General features: G+C 58.4%; 19 protein-coding genes. 5 read left to right on the forward strand and 14 right to left on the reverse strand.

What is annotated here, in order from left to right:
• The first annotated feature begins 4 nt into the window (after window positions 1-4).
• Entirely contained in the window at window positions 5-1,963 is a 1,959-nt protein-coding gene (locus NRG23_RS02415) for a GMC family oxidoreductase (RefSeq protein WP_257373624.1), read from the forward strand.
• A gap of 50 nt (window positions 1,964-2,013) precedes the next feature.
• Here the strand turns inward: NRG23_RS02415 and NRG23_RS02420 are convergent, their stop codons facing one another.
• The 5 genes from NRG23_RS02420 to NRG23_RS02440 form a co-directional block, all read right to left on the reverse strand.
• Complete coding sequence (locus NRG23_RS02420) at window positions 2,014-3,240, reverse strand: phospholipase D-like domain-containing protein (RefSeq protein ID WP_236643544.1); 1,227 nt, start codon at window positions 3,238-3,240, stop codon at window positions 2,014-2,016.
• A gap of 63 nt (window positions 3,241-3,303) precedes the next feature.
• On the reverse strand, window positions 3,304-3,954 hold the full coding sequence (locus tag NRG23_RS02425) for a MotA/TolQ/ExbB proton channel family protein (protein WP_016705254.1): 651 nt from the start codon (window positions 3,952-3,954) through the stop codon (window positions 3,304-3,306).
• A 39-nt stretch (window positions 3,955-3,993) separates the two neighbouring features.
• Window positions 3,994-6,273 (reverse strand): TonB-dependent receptor, encoded by a 2,280-nt coding sequence (locus NRG23_RS02430; protein ID WP_028684007.1) that lies wholly within the window; start codon window positions 6,271-6,273, stop codon window positions 3,994-3,996.
• A gap of 24 nt (window positions 6,274-6,297) precedes the next feature.
• Entirely contained in the window at window positions 6,298-7,029 is a 732-nt protein-coding gene (locus NRG23_RS02435) for an energy transducer TonB (RefSeq protein ID WP_028684006.1), read from the reverse strand.
• 2 nt (window positions 7,030-7,031) lie between these two features.
• A complete protein-coding gene (locus NRG23_RS02440) occupies window positions 7,032-7,439 on the reverse strand; it encodes a biopolymer transporter ExbD (RefSeq protein WP_007925526.1) in 408 nt (135 codons plus the stop codon).
• A 188-nt stretch (window positions 7,440-7,627) separates the two neighbouring features.
• Here NRG23_RS02440 and NRG23_RS02445 point away from each other — a divergent pair, with 188 nt between their 5' ends.
• Window positions 7,628-8,182: a GNAT family N-acetyltransferase gene (locus NRG23_RS02445; RefSeq protein ID WP_028684005.1), complete on the forward strand. Its 555-nt coding sequence runs from the start codon at window positions 7,628-7,630 to the stop codon at window positions 8,180-8,182.
• Entirely contained in the window at window positions 8,179-9,756 is a 1,578-nt protein-coding gene (locus NRG23_RS02450; protein ID WP_257373626.1) for an alkaline phosphatase, read from the forward strand. Before NRG23_RS02445 ends, NRG23_RS02450 begins: the two co-directional genes overlap by 4 nt.
• Before the next feature lie 92 nt (window positions 9,757-9,848).
• On the opposite strand, the gene NRG23_RS02455 is transcribed toward NRG23_RS02450, so the two are convergent.
• The 4 genes from NRG23_RS02455 to NRG23_RS02470 form a co-directional block, all read right to left on the reverse strand.
• A complete protein-coding gene (locus tag NRG23_RS02455; RefSeq protein ID WP_257373627.1) occupies window positions 9,849-10,688 on the reverse strand; it encodes a 5'-nucleotidase, lipoprotein e(P4) family in 840 nt (279 codons plus the stop codon).
• Between the two features lie 199 nt (window positions 10,689-10,887).
• Window positions 10,888-13,008, reverse strand: coding sequence for an elongation factor G (fusA, locus tag NRG23_RS02460; protein ID WP_124340188.1), 2,121 nt, complete (start codon window positions 13,006-13,008; stop codon window positions 10,888-10,890).
• A gap of 887 nt (window positions 13,009-13,895) precedes the next feature.
• Window positions 13,896-14,261, reverse strand: a complete 366-nt coding sequence (locus NRG23_RS02465; RefSeq protein ID WP_155499989.1) for a hypothetical protein — start codon at window positions 14,259-14,261, stop codon at window positions 13,896-13,898.
• A 536-nt stretch (window positions 14,262-14,797) separates the two neighbouring features.
• Complete coding sequence (locus NRG23_RS02470; protein ID WP_016705262.1) at window positions 14,798-15,019, reverse strand: hypothetical protein; 222 nt, start codon at window positions 15,017-15,019, stop codon at window positions 14,798-14,800.
• Window positions 15,020-15,279: 260 nt separating this feature from the next.
• Here NRG23_RS02470 and NRG23_RS02475 point away from each other — a divergent pair, with 260 nt between their 5' ends.
• Entirely contained in the window at window positions 15,280-16,242 is a 963-nt protein-coding gene (locus NRG23_RS02475; RefSeq protein WP_257373628.1) for a bifunctional GNAT family N-acetyltransferase/nucleoside diphosphate kinase regulator, read from the forward strand.
• Between the two features lie 197 nt (window positions 16,243-16,439).
• Here the strand turns inward: NRG23_RS02475 and NRG23_RS02480 are convergent, their stop codons facing one another.
• Complete coding sequence (locus NRG23_RS02480; protein ID WP_157756474.1) at window positions 16,440-16,610, reverse strand: hypothetical protein; 171 nt, start codon at window positions 16,608-16,610, stop codon at window positions 16,440-16,442.
• Window positions 16,611-18,057: 1,447 nt separating this feature from the next.
• On the opposite strand from NRG23_RS02480, the gene NRG23_RS02485 reads away from it, so the two are divergent.
• Window positions 18,058-18,573 (forward strand): MbcA/ParS/Xre antitoxin family protein, encoded by a 516-nt coding sequence (locus NRG23_RS02485; protein WP_257373629.1) that lies wholly within the window; start codon window positions 18,058-18,060, stop codon window positions 18,571-18,573.
• A 153-nt stretch (window positions 18,574-18,726) separates the two neighbouring features.
• On the opposite strand, the gene NRG23_RS02490 is transcribed toward NRG23_RS02485, so the two are convergent.
• The 4 genes from NRG23_RS02490 to NRG23_RS02505 all read right to left on the reverse strand — a co-directional run bounded on the left by NRG23_RS02490 (window position 18,727) and on the right by NRG23_RS02505 (window position 23,555).
• Complete coding sequence (locus tag NRG23_RS02490; protein ID WP_257373630.1) at window positions 18,727-19,890, reverse strand: hypothetical protein; 1,164 nt, start codon at window positions 19,888-19,890, stop codon at window positions 18,727-18,729.
• Window positions 19,891-20,029: 139 nt separating this feature from the next.
• The gene (locus tag NRG23_RS02495) at window positions 20,030-20,974 is read right to left on the reverse strand and encodes an ATP-binding protein (RefSeq protein WP_041983785.1); all 945 of its coding nucleotides are present in this window, start codon (window positions 20,972-20,974) and stop codon (window positions 20,030-20,032) included.
• Window positions 20,971-22,881 (reverse strand): hypothetical protein, encoded by a 1,911-nt coding sequence (locus NRG23_RS02500; RefSeq protein WP_257373631.1) that lies wholly within the window; start codon window positions 22,879-22,881, stop codon window positions 20,971-20,973. Before NRG23_RS02500 ends, NRG23_RS02495 begins: the two co-directional genes overlap by 4 nt.
• Complete coding sequence (locus NRG23_RS02505) at window positions 22,878-23,555, reverse strand: hypothetical protein (RefSeq protein ID WP_257373632.1); 678 nt, start codon at window positions 23,553-23,555, stop codon at window positions 22,878-22,880. The genes NRG23_RS02500 and NRG23_RS02505 overlap by 4 nt, the downstream gene beginning before the upstream one ends.
• Window positions 23,556-23,726: the final 171 nt, after the last annotated feature.

A 23,726-nucleotide genomic window follows, 5' to 3' on the forward strand; every position in this document is an offset into this window, starting at 1 on the left:
AGCGATGAACAACGAAACGGATTACGAGTACATCGTGGTGGGCTCCGGGGCAGGGGGCGGCACCGTCGCCGCCCGCCTGGCCGAACAGGGCCGCAAGGTGCTGGTGCTGGAGTCGGGTAGCGACCCGGCGGCAGCGGACACCACCGCCCCGCGGCTGCCGGAGGAGTACCAGGTGCCGGCGTTTCACCCGCGCTCCACCGAGAACGATGCGATGCGCTGGGACTTCTTCGTCCGCCACTACAGCAACGATGCCCGCCAGTTGCAGGACCCCAAGTTCACCCGGACCTTCCAGGGCGAGGACGTCAACGGGGTGCTGTACCCACGGGCCAGTTGCCTGGGCGGCTGCACCGCGCACAACGCGATGATCACCGTCTACCCGCACAACCAGGACTGGGACCATATCGCACAGATCACCGGCGATCCGTCGTGGAAAGCCAGTGCCATGCGCGAGCACTTCCAGAGCCTGGAGAACTGCCATCACCGGCCGTTCCAGCGGTTTCTCTCCTGGTTCGGCATCAACCCGTCGCGGCATGGTTTCAAGGGCTGGCTGCACGTGGAGAAGGCGATTCCGGAGGCGGCGTTCGACGACCAGTCGCTGGTGCGTGCGATCGTCGACGCTGCCGAGCAGGCGTTCAAGACCCTGGGCGAAACCCTCAAGCGCATCGGCTGGCAGTTGCAGGGCGTGGGTGACCCCAACGACTGGCGACTGGTGCGCGAGGAAGCCATCGGCCTGCGCTATCCGCCGCTGGCCACCCGGCAGCATCATCGCAACGGCACCCGCGAACGCCTGCTGGATGTGCAAAAGCGCCACCCGGACAACCTGCACATCGAGCTGGATGCGCTGGTGACCCGGGTGTTGCTCGATGATCAGCAGCGCGCCTATGGCGTGGAGTACATCAAGGGCGCGCGGCTGTACCGGGCCTGCACCTTGCCGCGCAATGCCTCCGGTGAACTGCGCCAGGTGCACGCCAGCCGCGAAGTGATACTCGCCGGTGGCGCCTTCAATACGCCGCAGCTGCTGATGCTCTCAGGCATCGGCCCGCGTGAAACCCTGGTGGCGATGGACATCCCGGTACGGGTCGAGTTACCCGGTGTGGGGCGCAACCTGCAGGACCGCTACGAGGTCGGGGTGGTCAACCGGATGAACTTCGAGAATTGGGAGGTGCTCAAGGGCGCGCGCTACGCCAAGGGCGATCCGCAGTACGAGGAGTGGGCCAAGGGCAAGGTCGGGGTCTACAGCACCAACGGCGCGGTGCTGGCGATCATCAAGAAATCCCTGAAGCAACGGCCGCTGCCGGACCTGTTCTGCTTCTCCCTGCTGGCGCTGTTTCGCGGCTACTTCCCCGGCTACTCGAAGCTGATCGTCGAGCACCTGAACTACCTGACCTGGGCCATCCTCAAGGCCCATACCATCAACAACGCCGGCTACGTCACCCTGCGCTCCAAAGACCCGGCCGACACCCCGCTGATCAACTTCCATTACTTCGAGGAGGGCAACGACACCCAGGGCGAAGACCTGCAATCGGTGGTGGAGGGCATCAAGTTCGTGCGCAACCTGGCCCAGCCGTTGAAAGACGCCGGGCTGATCGCCAGCGAAGAACTGCCCGGCGATGCGGTACAGACCGACGAGCAGCTCAAGACTTTCGTCATGAACCAGGCCTGGGGCCACCACGCCTCCTGCACCTGCCCGATCGGCGCCGACGGCGACCCGATGGCCGTACTCGACAGCGCCTTCCGCGTGCGCGGCGTGAGCAACCTGCGGGTGGTGGACGCCTCGATCTTCCCGAAAATCCCCGGCTTCTTCATCGTCACCTCGATCTACGTCGCGGCGGAGAAGGCGGCGCAGGTGATCCTGCAGGATGCGGCCGCAGTACGGGCGCAGGCGGTGCGAGGGGCAGGGCAGGCTACGGCCAGTGCGGACAGAGCGACCACGGTGGAGGCGATGGTTGCGTCAAAACGCTGAACCATGGGCAAAGGCCGAGCCGTCGAGAGGCTCGGCCTTCTTTTTGGTCTTCACGGCGTGCCCGGATGCGGATCCGGATACTCAGCCATCAGCTCAAGCGGCTTGGCATAAGGCCCGTCCCACAATTGCGCGTGCAGCTCGCCGATGCGCTTGGCCATCGCGCTGTCGTGCATCACCACTTCCAGGTTGCGCGAATTGTCCAGGTAGCCGCCGAGCCAGTTGCTGGTGCCGACCCAGGCCACCTGCCCATCGATGTCCATGGTCTTGCTGTGAATCACCCGTGCATAGGGAATGAACCCTTGGGACGCCTGGGGCAGGGTGACGATCCGGACCTGGACATTGGGCAGCACCGCCAGACTTTTCAGGTAGGGCAGTTCCAGCTTGTCGGTGTTCCAGTTGGACACCAGCAACTTGATCGACACGCCTCGCGCCGCGGCGGCCCGCACGGCATTGTCGATCACCGCGTAATAGGGCCGGGTCCGCTCAGGCCCATAGGACAGTGGTGCATAGTCCAGCAGCTGCACCCGGACTTCGTTCTTCGCTTCGGCCAGCAGGCGTGGCAACTCCAGTTGCGAGTCGCCCACGCCGGGCGGGTTGTAGCGTTGCGGACTGGCCACCAGGTAATTGCCGCGGCGTAGGGGCTCCTGGCCAGGGGCGGGCAGGGGCACCGGCTGGTTTGCCGCCACAGCGGCCTGGGCCTGCCAATCCTGCTCGAAGATCGCCTGCACCTGGGCCACGGTGGTTTCATCGCTGATGCGCAACCCGGTTTCGTGGATGTGTTCCAGCGAGCGCCAGTCGAAGTTCTGGCTGCCGATGAACGCCTGTTTGCCGTCCACCACCATGTACTTGGCGTGGATGATCCCGCCGCTCACCCGGGCATAGGGCAGGACCCGGAAGGTCAGGTTGGGAATCGCCCGCAAGCGCTCCAGGGTGGCGGGGTCTGACAGCTTCAGGCCCTTTTCCTCGAGCAGGAAGCGGATCTTCACGCCGCGTTTGCCGGCCGCCTCAAGGTGTTCGATCACCTTGCCCAGCACTGATCCGGGATGGTCCGCTGCATAAAACTGGCCGATATCGATCTGGCTTTTCGCGCCATCGAACAGCTCGATCCACACGGGGCCGGGTTGCCGCAGATCCGCCGCTCCAAGTGCGGTTTCCACCGGCACCGTATGCACCAGCTCAAACCCCGCAATGGCAAAGTCTGCCTGGACCAGCGGACTGATGAGCAAGCCGGCCAGGCCTGCGATCCGAACGCTGAGCAGCGCTCGTGGAAACTTCATGCATACGGACATAGGCGTCCTCATATGAAAGAAAGGCGGGCGCCCCCTGCGCCCGCCCTGGGGTTACGCGGTAGTGCGGCTGTGCAACGGGGTCGGCACCCGCTGCGGCACCTCATCCTGCACGCGGGCACCGGTGGCCGCGCGGATCAGCAGCATCTTCAGTTGATCGTTGATGCGCTCCAGGCTGTCCTGGAAAAAGTTATGGAACACCACGCAGAACAGGGCGATGGCGATCCCCAGCCCGGTGGCGAACAACGCCGTGCCGATACCGCCGGAAATCTGGCCCGGGTCGGACACGCCGGCACTGGCCAGGGCCTTGAAGGTATCGATGATCCCCAGGATGGTCCCCAGCAAGCCTAGCAAGGGCGCGGCGGTGGTGATGGTTTCGATGATCCACAGGCTGCGGGCCAGCGGGGCGCGGGTCGACAGGTATTGGCTTTCGATCACGTCGTCCAGGTCTTTGCGCGAGCCCTGGGCAGCCTTTTGCGCCAGGACTGGCAGGACCATGCTCAAGGGCAGGCTGTCGCGGCGGGTGGCGCCTTGCGGCAGATCCCGCTCACTATGCACGTGGCTGCCCAGGGCCTCCATCAACGAGCGGGCCTGACGCCGCACATAGGCAAAGTAGAGACCACGCTCGATGGCGATGAAGATCGCGATGGCCACCGCGGCATACATCACATAGAAGGTGATGTCGTGAAGCAGGTTCATGTCCATGATGCTTTACCTCATTCTTCGATAAATGGCGGATGACGATCAGAAATTCGCTTCCAGGGAGACGGTCACCGTGCGTTCCAGGCCCACGATGTAAGCCGGGTCGCCGTCACGGAAACCTTCGTAGGTCGCGGCGTTGGTCTTGGTGGTGTACACGCCGTCCAGGTACTTCTTGTCGAACAGGTTGTCGACGTTCAGGCGCAGGGTCGCGTCCTTGACCACTTTCTTGTCCACCGGCAGGTAGATACCGGCGCCGAGGTTGAATACGGTGCGGCCGGAAATGGACTCGTCGTTGGTCAGGTCGCCATACAGCTTGCTGGTGTACTTGCCGCCGAAGGTGCCGTAGAAGCGCCCGTCGTCGTAGCCGATGTTGGCCGCCAGCATGTTCTTCGGCACATTGGCGAACTGCTTGCCGCTGGTGGGCAGGACAATGGCCTTGCCGGCGTTGTAGACGGTCAGGTCGTCCTGCTGCTCGGCGCGGGTGTAGGTGTAGGAGGCGTAGTAGTTGAAGTGGTGGGGCAGCAGGCCGCTCCATTCCAGTTCCAGGCCGCTGTTGTCGACGGAACCGGCGTTGATGTCGGCGAAGTCGCCGTTGATGTCCCTGGAGGAAACCTGGCGGTCCTTGAACTGCATGTAGAACAGGGTGGCGGCCAGGGTCATGTCGTCACCGCTGTAGCGCCAGCCCAGCTCGTGGTTCCAGCTGGTTTCCGGCTTGGAATCGATTGAGCCGACGCCCTGGTCGTAGAGCACGTAGTTCTGCGGGATGCGCATGTTGCGCGACAGGCTGTAGAACAGCTGGTCGCGCTCGTCGAGCTGGTATTTCAGGCCGACGTTGGGCAGCAACTTGTTATAGGTCTGGCTGCGCTTTTCCGGCTGCTCGGTGAGGCTGCCGTGGTTGGTGCCGTCGCGCTTGACGTCCATGTAGGCCAGGCCGGCCACCAGGGTCCAGTCCGGGGCGAAGTACCAGGTGTCCTGAGCCCAGACTTTCTGCGCCGGGGTAACGGTGAAGCGGTCGCGGCCCTGGACCTTGTTGCCATTGGCGTCCACCACGTTATCCGAATCCGGCCAGGTACTTTGCGGCTTGCCGCTGCTCTTGAGCGGAATGAACGGCTGGGTCTGGCTCTGGCGCGCGCGCTCGTACCAGTAGCCGAATTGCAGGCTGTGGTCGCCCAGGTCCCAGTTCAGCTTGGTGGTGATGCCCGGGCGCCAGGTCTGGGTTCGCGAAGGGCGGTAGTAGACGCCGCTGGTGGAGGAACCGTCGGCGTTGTACTGGGCGGCGGTCTGCAGGTTACTGAGGTCGAACACGCCGCCCCGGTTCGAGCCGCTGTTCAGCGCATAGCTGGAGGCGCCCACGCCACTGCCATTGCCCCAGTAGTAATACGGGATGACCGACAGGGCCAGGTTGTCGGCCAGTTTGAATTGCGTGTTGAGCACCGCGGTAAAGGTCTGGAACGGGTTCTGCGCCAGGGCGTAGTAGCTGCTGACCTTGCCGTTGCTGCCCAGGGCCGGCGTCGAAGGGTAGGGGTCGTACTTGCGACCGTTCTGCTGGAACTGGGCCTTGGTCAGCTGGCTGTAACTGTTGTTGTCCTGCTCGTGGTACTTGAGGATCAGGTTGGCCGTGTTGCCGCTGCCCATGTCGAAGAAGCTGTTCCACTCCACCTTGTCCGCCCGCACCGCACCGTCGCCGCGCCATTTCTCGCCCTCGGTGTGGGACAGCGAGAGCCAGTTGCTCAGGCCGTTGACTTCGCCGGTATTGAGCCGGGCGAAGGTCTTGAAGGTGCCGTTGCTGCCTGCCACCTGCTTGACGAAGGCCCCGGTTTCCTTGGTCGGGCGGATGGTCACGATGCCGATGTTGCCGCCGCTGGAGCCGATGTGCGGGCCATCGGCTTCGGCCGCGCCCTGGGTGACGAAGATCTGCTCGATGTTTTCCGGGTCGCCCAGCAGGTTGGAGTACAGCGCGTAGTTGCCGGAGTCGTTGATCGGCATGCCGTCCACCGACATCCCCACCTGGTCGGAGTTGAGCCCGCGCATGGTGAAGCGGAACCCCGAAAGCCCGGTGGCGTCTTCGCTGGAGATGTTCAGGCCCGGGGTGTACTTGAGCTTGTCGACGGCGTTGCCGGTGGCGGTCTGTTTGTCCAGCGCCTCCTTGGTCACCGTGGAGCGCGCCTTGATGCTCTCCTCCTGGACCATGTAGCCACCGCCCGCCGTGGCCTTGCCTTGCACACCAATGGTGCCGACGTCGCTGTCGCTGGTGTCTGCCATGGCGATCCCATGGCCCATGCTCGCGGCAACGAGTGCCAGGTGAATCCGGGTGAACTTCATCACTGTCGTCCTGCTGTTGGGTGCTTACTGCACGCTGTAGTTGAAGGTGGCGGTAAAACGTTGCTCGTTGCGCCCACCGAAGGCTTGCTCGGGGAACGGCTTGACCTGCTTGATCCGGCGCAGGCTGTTGGTGGCGGCCCGGTTCAGCAGCATGCTCGAGGCCTGGGTCTGGATCCCGGAGTCGAGGACGCGGCCCTGGCGATCCACCAGCAACCAGACCACCACCTCGCCACTGGGGCGTTCGAGGGACGCCTGGCGTCCGCTGGGGTACTGCTTGTAGGTGTCCAGCTCGTTGCGCAGACCTTTGAGATAGCCGCCTTCCAGGGCCTGACCGTCGACTTTCGGCGCCGGCGGTGGGGCGGGTGGTGCCGGGGTCGGGGCGACGGCGGGCTGCACGGGCTTGGCGGCGACCGGAGGTGTGGGAACCGGCGTTGGCTTGGCGGCCACGGGCGCTGGCTTGGGCAGCGGTTTTGGCTTGGGCTTGGGTTCAGGTTTCGGTTGTGGCTTGGGCGGCGGCGGAGGAGGGGCCGGCTCGGCTTCCTGGTCTTCGATGACCGGCGGCGGTGGCTCCTGTTCCACCACGGGCTCGGGGGCCACTTGCGGCTCTGGTTCGACCAGGGCGATTTCGACCGCCGACTCGTCATACACCGGCTGCACTTTCAGGGTTTGCGACTGGATACCCAGTGCGATCAGCACCAGCGCGATCAGGGCCGGAACGCTGCCCAGCAGCTGACGCGCACGAAACAGGGCGTACATGATCAGGACTTGCGCGTGGCGATGGACACCGAGGTAAAGCCACCCAGGCGCAGGGTGTCCATGACCTCGACCAGGCGCGAGACTTCCACGCCCTTGTCGCTGTTGACGATGATGGTCGACTTGCTGTCAGGCTTTTGCGCGGCCTTGAGCGCCGGCACCAGGGCTTCGACGCTGAGGTCCTTGCCATCGAGCTGCAACTGGCCTTCCAGGCCCAGGGTGAGGATGAACTTGTTCTGCGGCTTGAGCTGTTGCGAACTGCTGGCGCTGGGCAGCTGGGTCTTCATGCCCAGTGCCGGAATCACGTTCAGGCTCACCAGTACGAAAAACACCAAGAGGAACATCATCACGTCGATCATCGGGATCAGTTCGATGTGCGCCTTGCGTTTTTTCGGTTCGTCCCAGGTTCTCATTCCGTTACCCCGTCATTGATTAGGGGCGACACGCTAGCAACGAAAAATGACCGAATGGTTAACTTTAATTTAAGCTTTTAGGTGTCTAGGACGGGGCTTGCAGAAGACCAGTCAGTCATTTTTTGATGGTCATGAAACTGACATGACCGGGGTGCATTTTTGCGAATTTATCCGGCGAGCACCCCGACATGAGCGCTGCACTTCCTTCTTTATTCACCCCGCGACTGGCGCTGAAAGCGCTGCAGAAGCAGCAGGCCGAGACACTGTCCGAGCTGGCCAACGGGGCCGGGATCGCTGACAACACCGTAGCGATTCCATCACCGTACACCCTGGAAACGGCGCTGACTTTTATCGATGGCCAGGAGGCGAATTTCCGTTCCGGGCAATCCCTGGGGTTGGGCATTCATCTGCGCGAGAGCGACGAATTGATCGGCGTGATCAGTCTCAGGTTGTCCGCGGCTCATCGCAGCGGTCACTTGGGGTATTGGGTCGCCGCTCACCGCCGCAACCAGGGCTATGCCGCCGAGGCGGCCGGCGCAATCATGGCGTTCGGCTTTACCGAACTGATGCTGCACCGCGTCGGTAGTCAGTGTTTCGCCCGTAACAAGGGCTCGGCCCGGGTGATGGAAAAAATCGGCTTGGGTTACGAAGGCTGCATGAAAGGAGCCATCCTCAAGAACGGGATTCATGAGGACATGTTGCTGTATGGGCTGTTGCGTGCCGATTGGCAGACCGCGTCATGAGCGACGATATCCGCAAGCCGGTGGATCTCGACCGTCGCCGGGTGCTGTCGGGCCTGGCGGTGGCGACGGCTTTTTCGATCCTCAGCCCCTTTGCCCGCAGTGCCGGCATCGACTATCCCTTCACCCTGGGCGTGGCCTCGGGCGATCCGCTACCGGATGGCTTTGTCATCTGGACCCGCCTGGCGCCACTGTTCAACGCGGCCGATGGGCGTGGCGGCTTGAGCCGCGCGGTGCCGGTGCGCTGGCGGGTGGCCAGTGACGCGGCGATGAAGCGGATCGTGAAACAAGGCGTGGTCACGGCCACTGAGCGTTTCGCCCATTCTGTCCACGTCGAGGTCGCGGGGTTGGAGGCGGGGCGGCCCTATTGGTATCAGTTTGAAAGCCTCGGGGCGCAGAGTCCGACAGGGCAGTCGCGCACGGCGCCGCCGCTGCACGCGATGGCGTCGGCGCGGCTGGGCTTTGTCTCCTGTTCTCACTGGGAGCGCGGCTACTTCAGTGCCTACCGGCACTTGGCCGCGGAACAGCCTGACCTGGTGTTCTTCCTCGGCGATTACATTTACGAAAAATCCTATGCGCCCGACTCCGGCAAGATCATTCGCCCCCACGGCAGTGACGAGGCGCTGGACCTGGCGGGTTATCGCAACCGCTATGCCCAGTACAAGACCGATCCCGACTTGCAGATGCTCCACGCCAGCGCGCCCAGCGTGGCGACCTGGGACGATCACGAGGTGCAAAACGACTACGCCAACCAATGGTCCCAGGATCCGGGGACTCCGGTAGCCGCGTTTCTCAAGCGGCGGGCGGCGGCGTATCAGGCTTTTTATGAGCACATGCCACTGCGCGCCCGTAGCCTGCCCAAGGGCGCGGACATGCGTATTTACCGGCGCCTGGACTTCGGCCGGCTGGCCCGTTTCCATGTGCTGGACGGCCGGCAGTACCGCTCCGAGCAACCGTGCATTGCGCCCAATGGCAGCCATCAGGGGCATATCGCCGAAGACAGTTGCCTGGATTTGCGCAACCCCAGGCGCACCATGCTGGGCTGGGAACAGGAGGCCTGGCTGGACCAGGGCCTGGCCCAGTCCCGGGCGCAATGGAATGTGATCGCCCAGGACCTGCTGGTGGCGCCGCTGCTCCAACGGGTCCCGGCGAGCCAGGCACTGGGACACTGGACCGACGGATGGGACGGTTACAGGGCGACTCGCGAGCGCGTGCTGGCCTCCATCGAACGCCGACGAGCCAGTAACCCGGTGTTCTGGGGCGGCGACATTCATTCGTTCTGGGTCACGGACCTGCATGCGCGGGCCCATGACCCGGATTCGCGGATCGTCGCCAGCGAATTCGTCGGCACCTCGGTCACCTCCGACGGCCAGTCGTTCAACGCCATTCTGCCCCTCAATCCCCATGTCAGGTTTTTCGAGAGCCGCTGGCGGGGGTATGTGGCGGTGGAGCTGGAAGAACGAAAGATGCTGACGCACCTGCGGATCATTTCCGACCCCCGGGATCCGCATGCCAGTGTCTCGACCCTCAAGTCCTTTGTGGTGGAGTCGGGGCGGGCGGGGGCGCTTGCGGTCTAGTCCGTCCAGTTGTAGCGCATTACCCGCCTGACCTTTTCTTCGACAAGGCCAGGCGGGTTTTCGAGCGGTGAGGGCAGGGCAGGTGGCCCGGATTACGGCTTTGGTTTCCAGGCCGTCGACTCCGCCGCCGCCTTGAACTTGGCACGGTTTTCCGCGGTGGCCGGGGGTTCCGAATCACCGAAAATCGCCTTGAGCCAGTGGCCGTCGGTAGGGTTCGGGAAGAGCACGAACTTGCGTCCGAACTGCTCTTTGTCTTCCGTCATCAGGCTGTTGCGTTGCTTGACGTCCGCGACGTAGTACTTGCGTTTGAAGTCATTGAGGTTGTCGCCCAGCATGACCACCACCTCGTAGTCCTTGGCGATTTCCGTTTGCCGGGGCTCTTTGTTGGAGCTGTCGCGATAGACCGTCAGGTGTTTTTCATCGGCAAACGGCAGCTGGTTCTTGCGCAAGTTGGCCAGGGCGTATTCCTTGGTTTTTTCGCCCTGGTCACGACTGGTGACGTAGAACACCTCGACCCCCTTCGACTGTGCGTAATTCAAGAACTCCAGGGCACCGGGCGTGGCGACCGGACCATTGTCGGCGACCCATTGGTCCCAGGCGCTGTCATCGAAAAACTCTTTCCCCGAATTGATCATGTAGCCCCAGTAGCTGTTGCTACCCAGCACCGTATCGTCGACATCGCTGATGATGGCCAGCGGGCGATCGCCATCCTTGTGGGCTTGCAGGGCTTGATCCAGGCGCATCCTGGCGATGTTGAAGCCTTGATAGTAAAGCGCATCGAACTCAGCCGCGGTCTGCTTCCAGGCAACCGCCGCAGTCAGCAGGTTGGAAGGTGGGCTGGCCGCCTCCTCGGCAGAGGCGGGAGTCCAGGGCAACATAAGAAGGGAGAGGAGCAGGGGGGCGATCAAGGGCTTGCTGGTTTTTATTGTCATACTCGACACCTTGGAGTGAGTTCGAAACTGCGTGAACAAATACCGCCAAGCCGTTCTATAGCAAGCGGGTTTGCTGCTCAATACAGATGTCGTGTTTTCAGATTAATGAGGCGTAATTCTCTACCTGGCATCGCCTGGGTCGGAAACAGCGAAGCCAGGGTATCTTTCGCGACACCCTGGCTTCGCTGTTCCGGCCTGGTTACTTGATCAGCGTTTCGACGATGTTCAATGGCGCTTCGGCGTACTTGGAAAACTCCATGGAGTAGCTCGCGCGCCCCTGGGACATGGAACGAACGTCGGTCGCATAACCGAACATTTCACCCAGCGGCACTTCGGCACGGACAATCTTGCCGGAGACCGAGTCTTCCATGCCCTGGATCAGGCCACGACGACGGTTCAGGTCACCCATCACGTCGCCCATGTAGTCCTCGGGGGTGACGACCTCGACCCGCATGATCGGCTCAAGAACCACGCCCTTGCCCTTTTCCCGCAGCTGCTTGGTAGCCATGGAGGCCGCTACCTTGAACGCCATCTCGCTGGAGTCGACGTCGTGGTAGGAACCGTCGAACACGGTCGCCTTCAGGCCAATCAGCGGATAACCGGCGACAATGCCGTTCTTCATCTGCTCTTCGATACCTTTCTGGATGGCCGGGATGTATTCCTTCGGCACCACGCCACCCACCACCTCGTTGGCAAACACCAGGCCTTCAGTGATATTGCCTTTTTCGTCGACGTCAGCCGGAGCAAAACGAATCCAGCAATGGCCGAACTGGCCACGACCACCGGATTGACGCACGAACTTGCCTTCGATTTCACAGCCGACGGTGATCTTTTCGCGATAGGAAACCTGCGGCTTGCCGATGTTGGCCTCGACGTTGAATTCACGACGCATACGGTCAACAAGGATATCCAGGTGCAGCTCACCCATACCCGAAATGATGGTCTGGCCGGTTTCTTCATCGGTCTTGACGCGGAACGACGGGTCTTCCTGGGCCAGCTTGCCCAGCGCAATACCCATCTTCTCCTGATCAGCCTTGGTTTTCGGCTCTACCGCCACCGAAATCACCGGCTCAGGGAAGTCCATACGCTCAAGGATGATCGGCTTGTCGATATCGCAAAGCGTGTCACCGGTGGTGACGTCTTTCATACCGATCAGAGCAGCGATGTCGCCGGCACGTACTTCTTTGATCTCTTCGCGCTGGTTCGCGTGCATTTGCACCATACGACCAACACGCTCCTTCTTGCCCTTGACCGAGTTGATCACGGAGTCGCCGGAGCTCAGGAAACCCGAGTAAACGCGAACGAAGGTCAGAGTACCCACGAACGGGTCGGTGGCAATCTTGAACGCCAGAGCCGAGAACGGCTCGTTGTCGTCAGCGTGACGCTCGTCGATGATTTCGTTGTCGTCGGTGCTGTCCGGGTGATGGCCCTTGATCGACGGGATCTCGGTCGGCGCCGGCAGGTAGTCGATGACGGCATCGAGCACCAGGGGAACGCCCTTGTTCTTGAACGAGGAACCGCAGACAGCCGGAACGATCTCGCTGGCCAGGGTGCGCGCGCGCAGGCCGGCCTTGATCTCTTCGACGGTCAGCTCACCTCCCTCAAGGTACTTGTTCATCAGCTCTTCGTTGGCTTCGGCAGCGGCTTCGATCATCTTGGCGCGCCACTCTTCAGCCAGTGCCAGCATATCGGTGGGAATCTCTTCCTCGCGGTAGGTGGTGCCCTTGTCGTCGTCGTTCCAGTAGATCGCCTTCATCTTGATCAGATCGACCTGACCCGCGAAATTATCTTCAGCGCCGATCGCCAGCTGGACCGGAACCGGGGTGTGGCCCAGGCGGCTCTTGATCTGCCCGACGACGCGCAGGAAGTTGGCGCCGGCACGGTCCATCTTGTTCACGTAGACCACTCGTGGCACGCCGTACTTGTTGGCCTGGCGCCATACGGTTTCGGACTGCGGCTCGACACCGGCGGTGCCGCAGAACACCACGACCGCGCCGTCGAGTACGCGCAGCGAACGCTCCACTTCAATGGTGAAGTCGACGTGGCCCGGGGTGTCGATAATGTTGACCCGGTACTTGTCATCGTATTGGCCGCGCGAACCTTTCCAGAAGGTGGTCACGGCAGCGGAGGTAATGGTGATACCACGCTCCTGTTCCTGCACCATCCAGTCGGTGGTGGCAGCGCCGTCATGCACCTCGCCCATCTTGTGGCTCAGGCCCGTGTAGAACAGGATCCGCTCGGTCGTGGTGGTCTTGCCCGCGTCTACGTGGGCGACGATACCCAGGTTGCGGTAATGATTGATGGGAGTTGCACGACTCATGATGCTCTCCTTGAGGCGGGACAAGGCTGATGTTCACTGGTTCCGACCGCAAGGCAGACGCGGGGCTCGCCGCCAGGTTGCCAGGCGGCCCGCGCACACCGAGGGCAGATGTCTCGCCCGGTATTAAAAATGTCCGAATGCGTCGTCGAACACCTGAGGATGGGCAATGAAGCCAGCGTTACAAGCAATGTAGTCCTCCTCGCGGACAAGGTGCTTGAGAACTTACGGTTGACCTCACCCAAAGGGTTATATAGCCCTGGCTGGCATATATCCTATGGACCTTGATGGTGCTGCCCTCAGCCATGGCGCCATGCGTATTCATCCGGCTGACCGAGCCTGCCCATGGCAGCTCTCGCCAGGCAACGTGCTTCACCGTCTGATTCGCGAGTGCACGCCCGACACTTTTGCTGGCACCGATGATAAGGAAAGTACAAGTTTTTCATTGCACCCGGCAGCATCCGGGATCAGGGGAGGGGGGACGCCGCCAGGAGATGCCGCGCAATCAACCAGGGCGATGTCAGAAGTGTGTTTTGTCCATCGTCGGCGCGTTGCCGTTGGGGGGCTAGCTGTGATGGGTCTATGCCCAGTTATAGTGCATTCACGAAGTTGATCCGCCATATACCAGGGCGCGAACTATAAAAGTATAAATAAAGACAAGCCCGCAATGGTGTTGTCAGCCATGGGCGGTAACCCTTTACGTATACGCTTTTGTTTCGGATGAGTATTTCGCTGAGCGTTGATTGCACTAAAAGAGGGCGATAGTGCCCACTTAAAAACAAGTGAACACTATCGCCCTCTGAAAGATTCCCCGCTACCTGTTGAACCCTTGCCGCCATCAACAAAAAAACATCAGTTTCTGGCCGGTTTGGATAAGACAGCTGCTGCTGTTAGTTATTATCCTGGTAATAGCGCTGTTGCTGATGGCGGCGATGTTTTGGTGGTGGCGGGGCGTAGTCGTCATCGGAACTGTATCGGGGAGCACCGAGCGCAGTGCCAGTCACATTGGCGGCCCCACCGAGTGCTGTTCCTGTAACATTTGCTGCGCCGCCGAGCGCTGTTCCAGTGACATTCGCCGCACCTCCCAGCGCGGCCCCGGTGACATTGGCGGCCCCACCCAATGCAGCACCGGTGATATTGGCTGCACCGTTGAGTGCCGAGCCAACGATGCCTTCAGCCTGAACGGATGATTGAAAAAAACCACCCATCAGGATGCCCACCATTGCCAAGCTCGGTGCTTTCTTGACGATATACATACGCCACCTCTACCTGAGAATTGAATCGCGCTGTAATGACCGAATCAGACCGGCCAAGTATTTTTTTGATAACAACTGATCACCGTCAATCTTTAAAAGTATTACCAAGAGCAACCGTGGTGGACAGTGCTGTTTCTTAGGTTCTCGGGTTAATGCTCGAGTCACTATAAGTGGTAGGACGATACCCACTCCAACTACCTACGACAGGTAATGCAGGCATGACGTCATTGAACTTTTTTGTTGCGTTCAATTGACCGGAATTTTTCCTGTTAGTTCAGGCGACCGGTTAGTGATGAATGCCATCTCTTTTCATTTATCAGGTAAGAACGACCCTGAGTTTTCCGTCGTTTTTCGGCGACTTTGCCGACGTCACGTCACTCTTTCAGGCAAAAAATGCTGGGGAGAAGGGATAGAACTTTGAGCTAGGTGGGATTTTGGGATTGTCTATCCAGCTTGGTGAAATTTTCCGGCATGGTGCTCATCCAGGGTGATTTCGAAAGCCACGCGGCAGGTATCGTTCGGCAATAGCCGCAGGCTCATCCACTGGTTGTCGCCCAGGGCAATGCGCCGGCCTTCGCTGCGTGAGTTCCAGGCGTTGAACACTGGGGAAACGGCAGTTCGAAGCCGGCGGTGCGCGCAGACATGCCCTCGGGATACAAGGCTGCCGGTTCCATGTCCTGGCGAGCCGCGGCATTGATCACCGCCCGCTGCACGCACTTGATCACGGCTGCCAAGGAAAACAGAGTGTGCTTGTTCATCGGTTTATGTTCATGGATCGCGAATGGCGGGCTTTGGCACAATTTCCTCACACGACCACCAGGTTTCTTCGACTGTTGGGCGCAGCGCTATTTTTGGCGGTATCGCCGTTATCACTCGTCCGTCGCTTTTTTGATCCTTGAAGCAGGGAAGGGTGTGGTACCTCCTGACGCTGCTGAACCGCTTATTAAGGACAAGTGCGCAGGCTGTTCGGCATTACTCGCGTTATGCCTTAAGATAGCCGGTTGCCGAAAGAACCGTCATGGCCATAGCCATGAAGGGCTTTCATCCTTTACAAATAAGTGTGGTGAAGATGAACAAGCCTTTCATTTCGCTGTGCCCTGAAATTACTCGGGCACATGCGCTGACGTTGAAGGATTGGTTGGAGGATGAGCGCGTCACTTGCTATCTGAGCGATTCACGTGACGTTTCCCGCTCCATCGAGCAAGTCATTGATCGGACTCAATTACCGATCCTGACCCATCTATTCAACCGGGGTGGCCGATTCTTCATGGCCTATGACCGGCATGACGCCCCGGTGGGCTTTGTCCGTCTCATCAAGACCGGCACGAATTGCGAAATAGTCCTGGTCATCGGAGACAGCGACAAATGGGGCCGAAACCTTGGCGCCCGCACGATCCGCGAAGGCATGAAACTGGCCTTCCTCGACATGCGGGCCGAGAAGCTCATCGCGAAGATCCACCCCGACAACGCGCGCTCGCTGAAAGCCTTTCTGCGCAGCGGCTTTCTGCTTGAGAGCGAAACGCCGGCATTGAAGTCATTTTCCATGACGGCGGGGCGCTATCTCCAGTTCTTGCGCGAAGGTGCCGTTGGCGGCTCCACGGGGATCTACATCACTGAAATCGACAAGGCCAGGCTCGAGAGTCTGATCGCGCTTGAGCAAGGCCCGACCGTTGTTGAACTCGAACATGAGCTTGAGCGAGCCATTGTCGTCAAGCCGCAGCAGGTGGCGCGCAATGTCGTCACGATGAACTCCAGGGCCTTGCTGCAGTTGGACGACGAGGAGATCGAAGTGGCCTTGGTCTACCCTGACGACGCGGACAGCAGCGCCGGGAAGCATTCCGTGTGTTCCGACATCGGTGCTGCCATCCTGGGCTATCAGGAGGGGGACGCCATCGACTGGCGAATTTCTGATCGGACCCGCCGGATTGAGATCAGGAAAGTGCTTTACCAGCCGGAGGCCGCGGGCGATTTCCACCTGTAATCGCGCCTTTAGCTCAGTGTTCGTCCATCAGGCGCGAAGATCCCCCAAAGGACGGGGCCGCGCTTTCCGTGCCTGATGCCAACCGTCTGCCACAGGCCGCGCCGTTCAATGACGCCGGCGACATCTGCAAATACAACCTCGATATTAGCCAGGGTGGTTGAGTTCTGACGGGCACGCGGGATGTAACGAGTAACACACTAGGACAGGAACTGCTTGAGCAACCGCAGGTTCTGGTCCCGGGTACGCGAATCGATCTGCGGAAAAGGTGCCGTTTCAGTGACGAGAATGGGTAACGGCGCCGCATCTCCAGTTTGCACGAGCAACGGTACACGCTGACCGGAAGAGAAACGACACTGAATCAGCTTCATCGGTAACCACCTCATTAATGGCCCTTTAAGAAAGTGGATGATAGAAGCGGGTTTGCCGAATCAAGGTAGTGCTCAGAACTAATAATTAGAAATTACCACAAGAAAGAAAGCTTTTAATTTGGGCTGGGATCGACCCAGCCTCTCTTTTGTTTGAATAATTAGTTATGCGCACGAATGCACATTCGGCAGAACTCTGCTGAGTGATAACTAAAGATTGGTAGATGTGCGAGCAAAAAACGAATCATGGATATTCCGAAATAATATAATTCTACATGTGGGCTTGGCTAGCCATGAGCGCATGATTGATAGTGAACATATCGCTATCGCTTAGCCACGGTGGTACATTCTCCGAGTCCAATCGATTTTTGGTTTTCAGAATACGTGTTTTTGATGATGTTTTTTGATAGAAAGGGAGTACCTCTAGGATTTTATGCCGGGACCAACCGTTGGCAGCTAAAAAAAAATATAAACTGTAGTGTTGATCGCTTGTGTTTGCGCTCGCGCCAGGAGTTGCTGCAATTAATCTTTTAACGTAAGCGTGAACTGATCGAGAGCTGATAGGGCCAACCAGTGATTTCCGGGTAGTCCTCGGAAACAAGTAATCAACTGGGCCATTGGAATTTCTGAGCCAAACTTCAAGTGCTGACACGGGACATATAACCGGAAGGCGAGTTAGCCTGAACGAGAACTTGGCTTCGCTTTGGTCGTCTATCCATTTCGTGGTGATCGTCAGGGAGTTTTGATCCAAATGCACATCCCGGGTTCTCAGTCGACAAACATCAGAAGTGCTCAATCCGAACCAAAAGGCAATAAGCCAAATCGCCCTGTTTCTACAGGCGGATTTTTGGTGGAACTTGAGTGTTTGTGGAGTAGCGCCAGTAGGGTGAAAATATTGCCGTAGTACATCCGTGATGCACTTGACATCGCTGATTGTTGGAGGAGGCCGTAGCGCGTTCGCCTTTAGTTCTGTTAAAGCCCGGATCAGTTGCGTCAGTCGCATAACCGATCGGCATTCGGTAGGGTCGGGAAATCCGTTTTTCGTGTGCCAGCGCCCGATTGCCAAGAGTTTGGACTTGAGTAGTCTGACGTTGCCACAGGCGTAGCATTCCGCCAGGTAAATACAGACTTCGTACGGCAGCGCCGGCAAATTTCGCTGGGGTGATTGGAGGTAGTGTTGTATTACACCCTGAGAATAGAGCTCTTCCTGGCGAGAGTTTAGAGCACTCCTATTCATATGTGCCTTACCTCCTAGGGTTGGTATCCTTTCAACTGATTAGCATAGCTCTTGGTCGGCCAGCGCATTTGCGTCTCCTGTGGACCGCATGTGCACTGTCCATGTCCGGCTGGGCGGCCCCTAGGATGATAATTTGAATCCGACCTCAGCTCAGAGTAACGGCCTCGTGCGCCGATGTGCCATGCAGGATATAATGTGCATAACGCGTGTAGTATGGACATGTTGCAGGACGCTTTGGCACAGGGGGAATGCGCGATGCTACCCACCGATGTAGACGTGCTCAGGTCCGAGCACGGAGGTCGAACGCCAACAAGATGTCTTATTCCTGGCGAACCTGGTGAGCAAAGCCGGATTGTGCTTTACCGCCATATCCGGCAAGGTATCAATCTGAAAGATGTATGGGACATGCTGTCGGTTTATGACGCTAGTTTTAGGAAACAGGTTATGAACTACATTCTCGGTGTGTCCATCCCCATAAATCAGAGGCGGCCCAGCAGTAAGAACCCTGCGCGACTCAGTCCTCAACAAAGCGCAGTGGCTTATCTGTATGCGCAGGTTTTCGAACAGGCAATCGCGGTGTTTGGCACTCGAAAGCTGGCGGCAAACTGGCTCCTTCGTCCGTGCCCATACCTTGAGGGGTGTGTACCACTGAAAATGGTTGACAACGTACTTGGTTATCAGGTTGTCCAGGATTATCTCGCTGGCATTCGATACGGCGTGTATCAATAATCGACACCTCCATGACGATGTAGTGCCTTTGCACGTATTAAATAGAAACGCCTTCTACTAGTACTCTCCGTAGCACACCTCTGCAGGTGTCGGGTCAAGTATTTGGTCTGAAGCGTACCGCTGAATATGGTTATCAAAGTAAAAACGAACAAGCTATAGGTAGAACATTGCGGTCGCTTTCAAAGATCCGAAAAATAGATGCGACTGAGCGGTTGTGGTGAACTCGGCCCGATTGCCAAAATTACGTATTATGAACCCTTGGTCTTGCTTAACGGCCCCCATAAGTCGGCGTAGAGACGTACGATCGACGGGAAGGTCCAGCAGGTAGTGATAGCATCCCTCTAATCGCTTTCCCAGCAGTCGATCGAGCATCCCCAAGGCCGAGCCGTCATCCAGTATTTGGAAGAAGTGTTCGGGATCGATATGTACGACAAACCTAGATGCTGAGCGACTCCAAAACCAAAGACGGGAAACGAGCTGGTAGAACATTATCTGAAAGAAGTGATGTGCCGTACTGGGTGTCATGGCGAGCGCTCTTAACGCCAATGCCGCCGGTCCTGATAAGTGTGGGTGCTGGTCATTACTCAAGTATTCAAATTTTTGCCTGAACAAGGAGAGCGCCGCAGCGTAAATACACGTGTTGTATTGTTGCTCGCCTAGATCAGGTCGCGAGAGTGACCTGCAACAAACGCAGTCATGGTGTGCCTTCAGCAGCCGACGTTGATGAAAATGTATGAACCGGCGGTAATACATATCTGAGGCAGGGGGAGATAGGTTTGGCGCGGTCACCTCCAATCGCTTGTACCACTGTCTTGCGGTGGTGTCAGGCAAGAATTCACGGGCATCGTAAATGTTCAAAGCGTTGGTGTCAGCGGCGGCTGATGGACGGTAATGGAGCACATCCAGTACCGAAAGCCTCGCTAGGCTGTCTAAATTCAAGAAAAAGGCGCTGCTGGCCCTGTGCAACGGATCAGCAGCTCGATTACGGCAAATTTCGAAAATGGCTGCGCGCCTCGGCACCCAGTACTCACAGTCAGGGCACATATAACCGATCCAGCTGCCAAATGGACGCGGCACAAATTTATGAATATTCAAGCATTTCTTGCACATTGGTCTGAGTGCTTGATTGTGCCATGGGCAACGGACCATAAATTGTAGTGAAAAAAAGCTTGGAACAAATCCAGCTTCCGCCAAGCACCGAGGGCAATATTTTGCCACGCCTTGGGAGCTGACTGGAAAATGACTAATAATCCAGCTGCCTTCATTGAGCGACGATAAAGAGTTTAGGCCATAAATTTCGTCCAGAACCTTCGACATATGGAATCTTCTGCCAGTTGCTGAACTGACATGCGTCTTTTTCATTGGGCAGGTGCGCAGTAACACGCTGCCACTGACACCGTTTATTACTGCAACTTTATGCAGGACGGAGATGGTAGAGTCGTATGGGCACGGAAAGTTATCGGGAAGAAATAGGCCTTTCTTGTATTGCATCGCAAAATACTCCGACACCTGAACGCCGTACTGCCTCATTGACCAGCTTGTCATCAGCTTCGAGCAACTCGCTGTCATGGGGTGAGATAAGAAGCAATAGGCAGGCGATTGATTCGCGCAGGTGCTGCATGGGTAGATTTTTTATATATTTACCGGCGACGCTATCGCCGAAGGCGTTCCAGAATAATTCGGCCAGAGGGACGAGTCTAAATCCGGCCGCATAGGCTTGAGGTACAAAGTAGGCGGTGTAGCTCACACCGGAGCCAGAAGGGAATTCTGATCCGGTATCGCAAGCCTGCAAAATTGTCGCTAATTCGTCGACACTTTGACAGCCTCTGAATGGGATGATTTCGGAGAAAAAGCGCGCGATGATCTGGTAATGCTCGACCGCCTTGAGCCCATTGCGACGCTCGTAGATTTCCGGTTGGGCAAATCCTATCAATGTGAGCGTTATGCCTTGCAAGTGCAGGTAATTATATAAATCTGCCAATACATGGAAGTCATTGGGTTCCCAGCTCTGGATCTCATCAACGATCAATACGCAATGCGGTGCCGACCGGCCGGTTACATGGCTCTCGATATATGCCAGCAAATGCTGAAGGTGATCTACTCCGCGCGCTTGTGGAAGTATGCGCTCTGAAATGCAGAGTTCCTTCAAGACGGATTGCCGTTGTCGAGCTACTCGCGAGCGGGCTACGTGAAGCATCACCAGTACCGTCGGTAACTGGATTCTCATGTGTGCGGCAACAAACTCGGAACAGCAGGTTTTTCCTGTCCGCGACGAACCTTCGAACAACACTGCGGCGCGCCGCGCAGCGACTCGGTCCAGACACAGTTGATAGACTCGCACCATCTGTTGGGTGATGATCTGCGCCTGATTGGTGACCAGAGGGTGACCGGAAGCCTTCATCGTTCACCTCGGTTCAGCGCTTTTCCTGGTGTGGGCAGCTCTCCGTAGTCGACATTCGGCTGTAAGAAATAGTCCGGGCGCAGTGCTCGTTGCTTTTTCGAGGTGTGCTTTTCTGCTGGAGAGGTGGCGGCGTCCCGACTGATGGACAGCGCCACGGTGGCCTGCCCGTGCTGGGTGAAGTAATCGACGAGTTGTGGCACAGGGGCACGGTCGCTATCAATCCGCAAGTCACCAGTACGGATCAAGCTATTGATCCTGCGCCGCACTGTGGGCGTATGCTTGAACTCCCCCCAGTAACCTTGGGCGCGGAGAAAGCCGAGGCATCCACCATTCGGCAGAAACGCTTCGATGGCACGGTAATCGTGATAGTCCACTTTGATCAGCAGTTCCATCCCCACAAACCCAAAATCGCCTGCTAACACCTCATTGGTGTAGTGGGCTCGATCCAGTTGGATATAAGGCCTGCGACCACTGTTTAACCCGCCCCGTACCGTCGCCTTGACTGTACTTATGTCCGCCTCTAAGCGTTGTATCTGATCTGCCTCATAGCGGGGGTGGAGCACGCCTTGATTGAAGTATTGCCGCAGGTAAGCCAGGGGAGAGAGCCAGCCCAAACCCTCAGTCGGCTTAGCGTTGTAATTGCACAGGAAGACATCCATCGCATCCTCCATCAGCAGGAGGTCAATTTCGTACGTGACTGCTTTCTGTTCCGCCCCTGCGGCACGCCCTTGGTGAGGGCTGCTGCCGGTCGATGACATGAGCTGATGTACTGTACGCGCCACTTCCAGGAAGGAGCGTTCGATTTCTGCGCGCGTCTCGAAGTGCCCGACCGGTCCAATGCACACGTGGAAACCGAAGTCGCAGCGCGCCATAGTAGTGATTTTCTTGGCCAGGTTGGACAGGGCGCTGTCAGCGAAAAACGCACCGAAACCAATCCCACGGCATTCGTCAATAATGCCCGATGGTAGTCCTGCCCCTGCTGCGTAGGGGAATGCTTGATTGACCAGAGCCCTCGGCTGCCAGCGGCCAAGACAGGCCTGGGCAATGACTTCGCGGACATCAGTTGCCGACACCTCGCTTTTAAATACCAGCTTGTGCGCCAAGACAGCATTGGAAGCGGCTTCAATCATTGCCAATAGCCAGATTCGATCAACGGTAAGCCACTGGTATATCCCCGGCGCCTGCTCGACCCGCAAGGCAAAGAAAGCGTCAATGTAATGACCGTCCAGTTGCACACAATCAAAAGGTCGTTCTGCTTTGATATAACGTTCATGGCCGGTACCCGTGGCGAGATGCGCCACAGCTTCCGGACTTCCGTGACTGCGTATATATTGAACCGCATACCGTGCTCGCAGCTTTATCAGGTACTTGCGGATACTGGTGCGCCCCGCATGTTTGGTGTTGAAAGGCCAAGCGGGGGCTGAGATCCCAGCTTTATCCAACAGCTTGTAAAACTCGTTTATCAAATAGCTCAGTTCGCTTCGAGTGCTGTCGCGCGGAGCGCCAGGTCTACGTAAGCGTTCGATCATGGCCAATTCGATGTTGCTGTATTCACCCAGCAGCTTGTTGAGCAAGCCAGACATGCCACCCCGCTGTTCCGTCCGTTTTGGCCCTGCAGCTTTCCGGCGCTCATAGAGCGTCACTCGCGCGTGAGCCAGCAAGGCCCGCTCGCCAAAGTAATGTCCGTCCGCATCAATGGCGCAGAAACGATCAACGATTCGATTGACTTCGCTGGCTGGAAAACCGGTTCGCAGTCTGATTTCAGTCATGGGACGACCGTCAATGTACAGTTCCACCGCCAGCCGTTTGCGGGCGAAAACCGGCCACTGTTCTTGCGGGACGGACGTTGGTAGGACACGTGGCCAGGCGCCGTTCTTGATTGCTCGCGGAATGCGAACACGCTTCATCGCGACGCGCTCGCTGACCACCGCGTTTGCCGCGTCGGAGTGGTGTGCTCAATATCGAGTGTCACCCGGCCTTCGATCGACAGCTGGATCAGCGCTGCAATGAGATGGGTGGACGGGAGTGCAGAGTAGGCTTGCAGCATCTCACCCAAGGTCCCCGACTGCGCTTCGCTCACATAATTCAGGAGCACCTGTCGCACATAATCAAGGGACTCGCTGCGGCTAACGGCAACGAAATGCATGAGTCGCAGTCGCGGCATTAACTCATATCGGTGCGTCAGGCGTGTTGATTCATCAAACAAGCGGTAGATAGCGCCGTTGTCGGTAGCCATCTGCCGTTGCAAAATGATCTGCTCACTGACTGTATTTTCCTCGACATACCCCGCCTTGACTTCGTGCCACTCCAGCCCGCCAGAGGCACTCGTGGCAATCACGTCCGGCCGGGTCTTTCGACCGCCGCGTTGGTCAGCGTAGAGTTCGTCCGCTCCTGGAATCCAGAAGTTGATGATGCTTGGGTCAAACTCCAGGTGCAGCAACCAGTGAGCGAGCTCCTGATTGCTTTCCAAAATGAGGTCAGAGCGAATCTTATGGCTGTAGACCAGCCACAAGTTGCTGCGCGTCGACTTGCGTCCCCGCAGCCGCGCCAAAAAGGCATTTTCCGGTGTCTTATTAGGCATAGCCATCCCCTCGACTTAGATCGATCGCGTCGTGGAGTGACTCGCCACACCCTCGCGTGAATTCCGTTTAATCGGGGGGGCATGCACCGTCTTAAGAGTATAGACGAGACCTCCTGGGGCAGAGCGGCACAGCTCGCGGCGTGGTTGTCGGCGCATGATTGAAGCGTGCCC

It is taken from the genome of Pseudomonas sp. T8 (assembly GCF_024610635.1).
Taxonomy (GTDB): domain Bacteria; phylum Pseudomonadota; class Gammaproteobacteria; order Pseudomonadales; family Pseudomonadaceae; genus Aquipseudomonas; species Aquipseudomonas chlororaphis_I.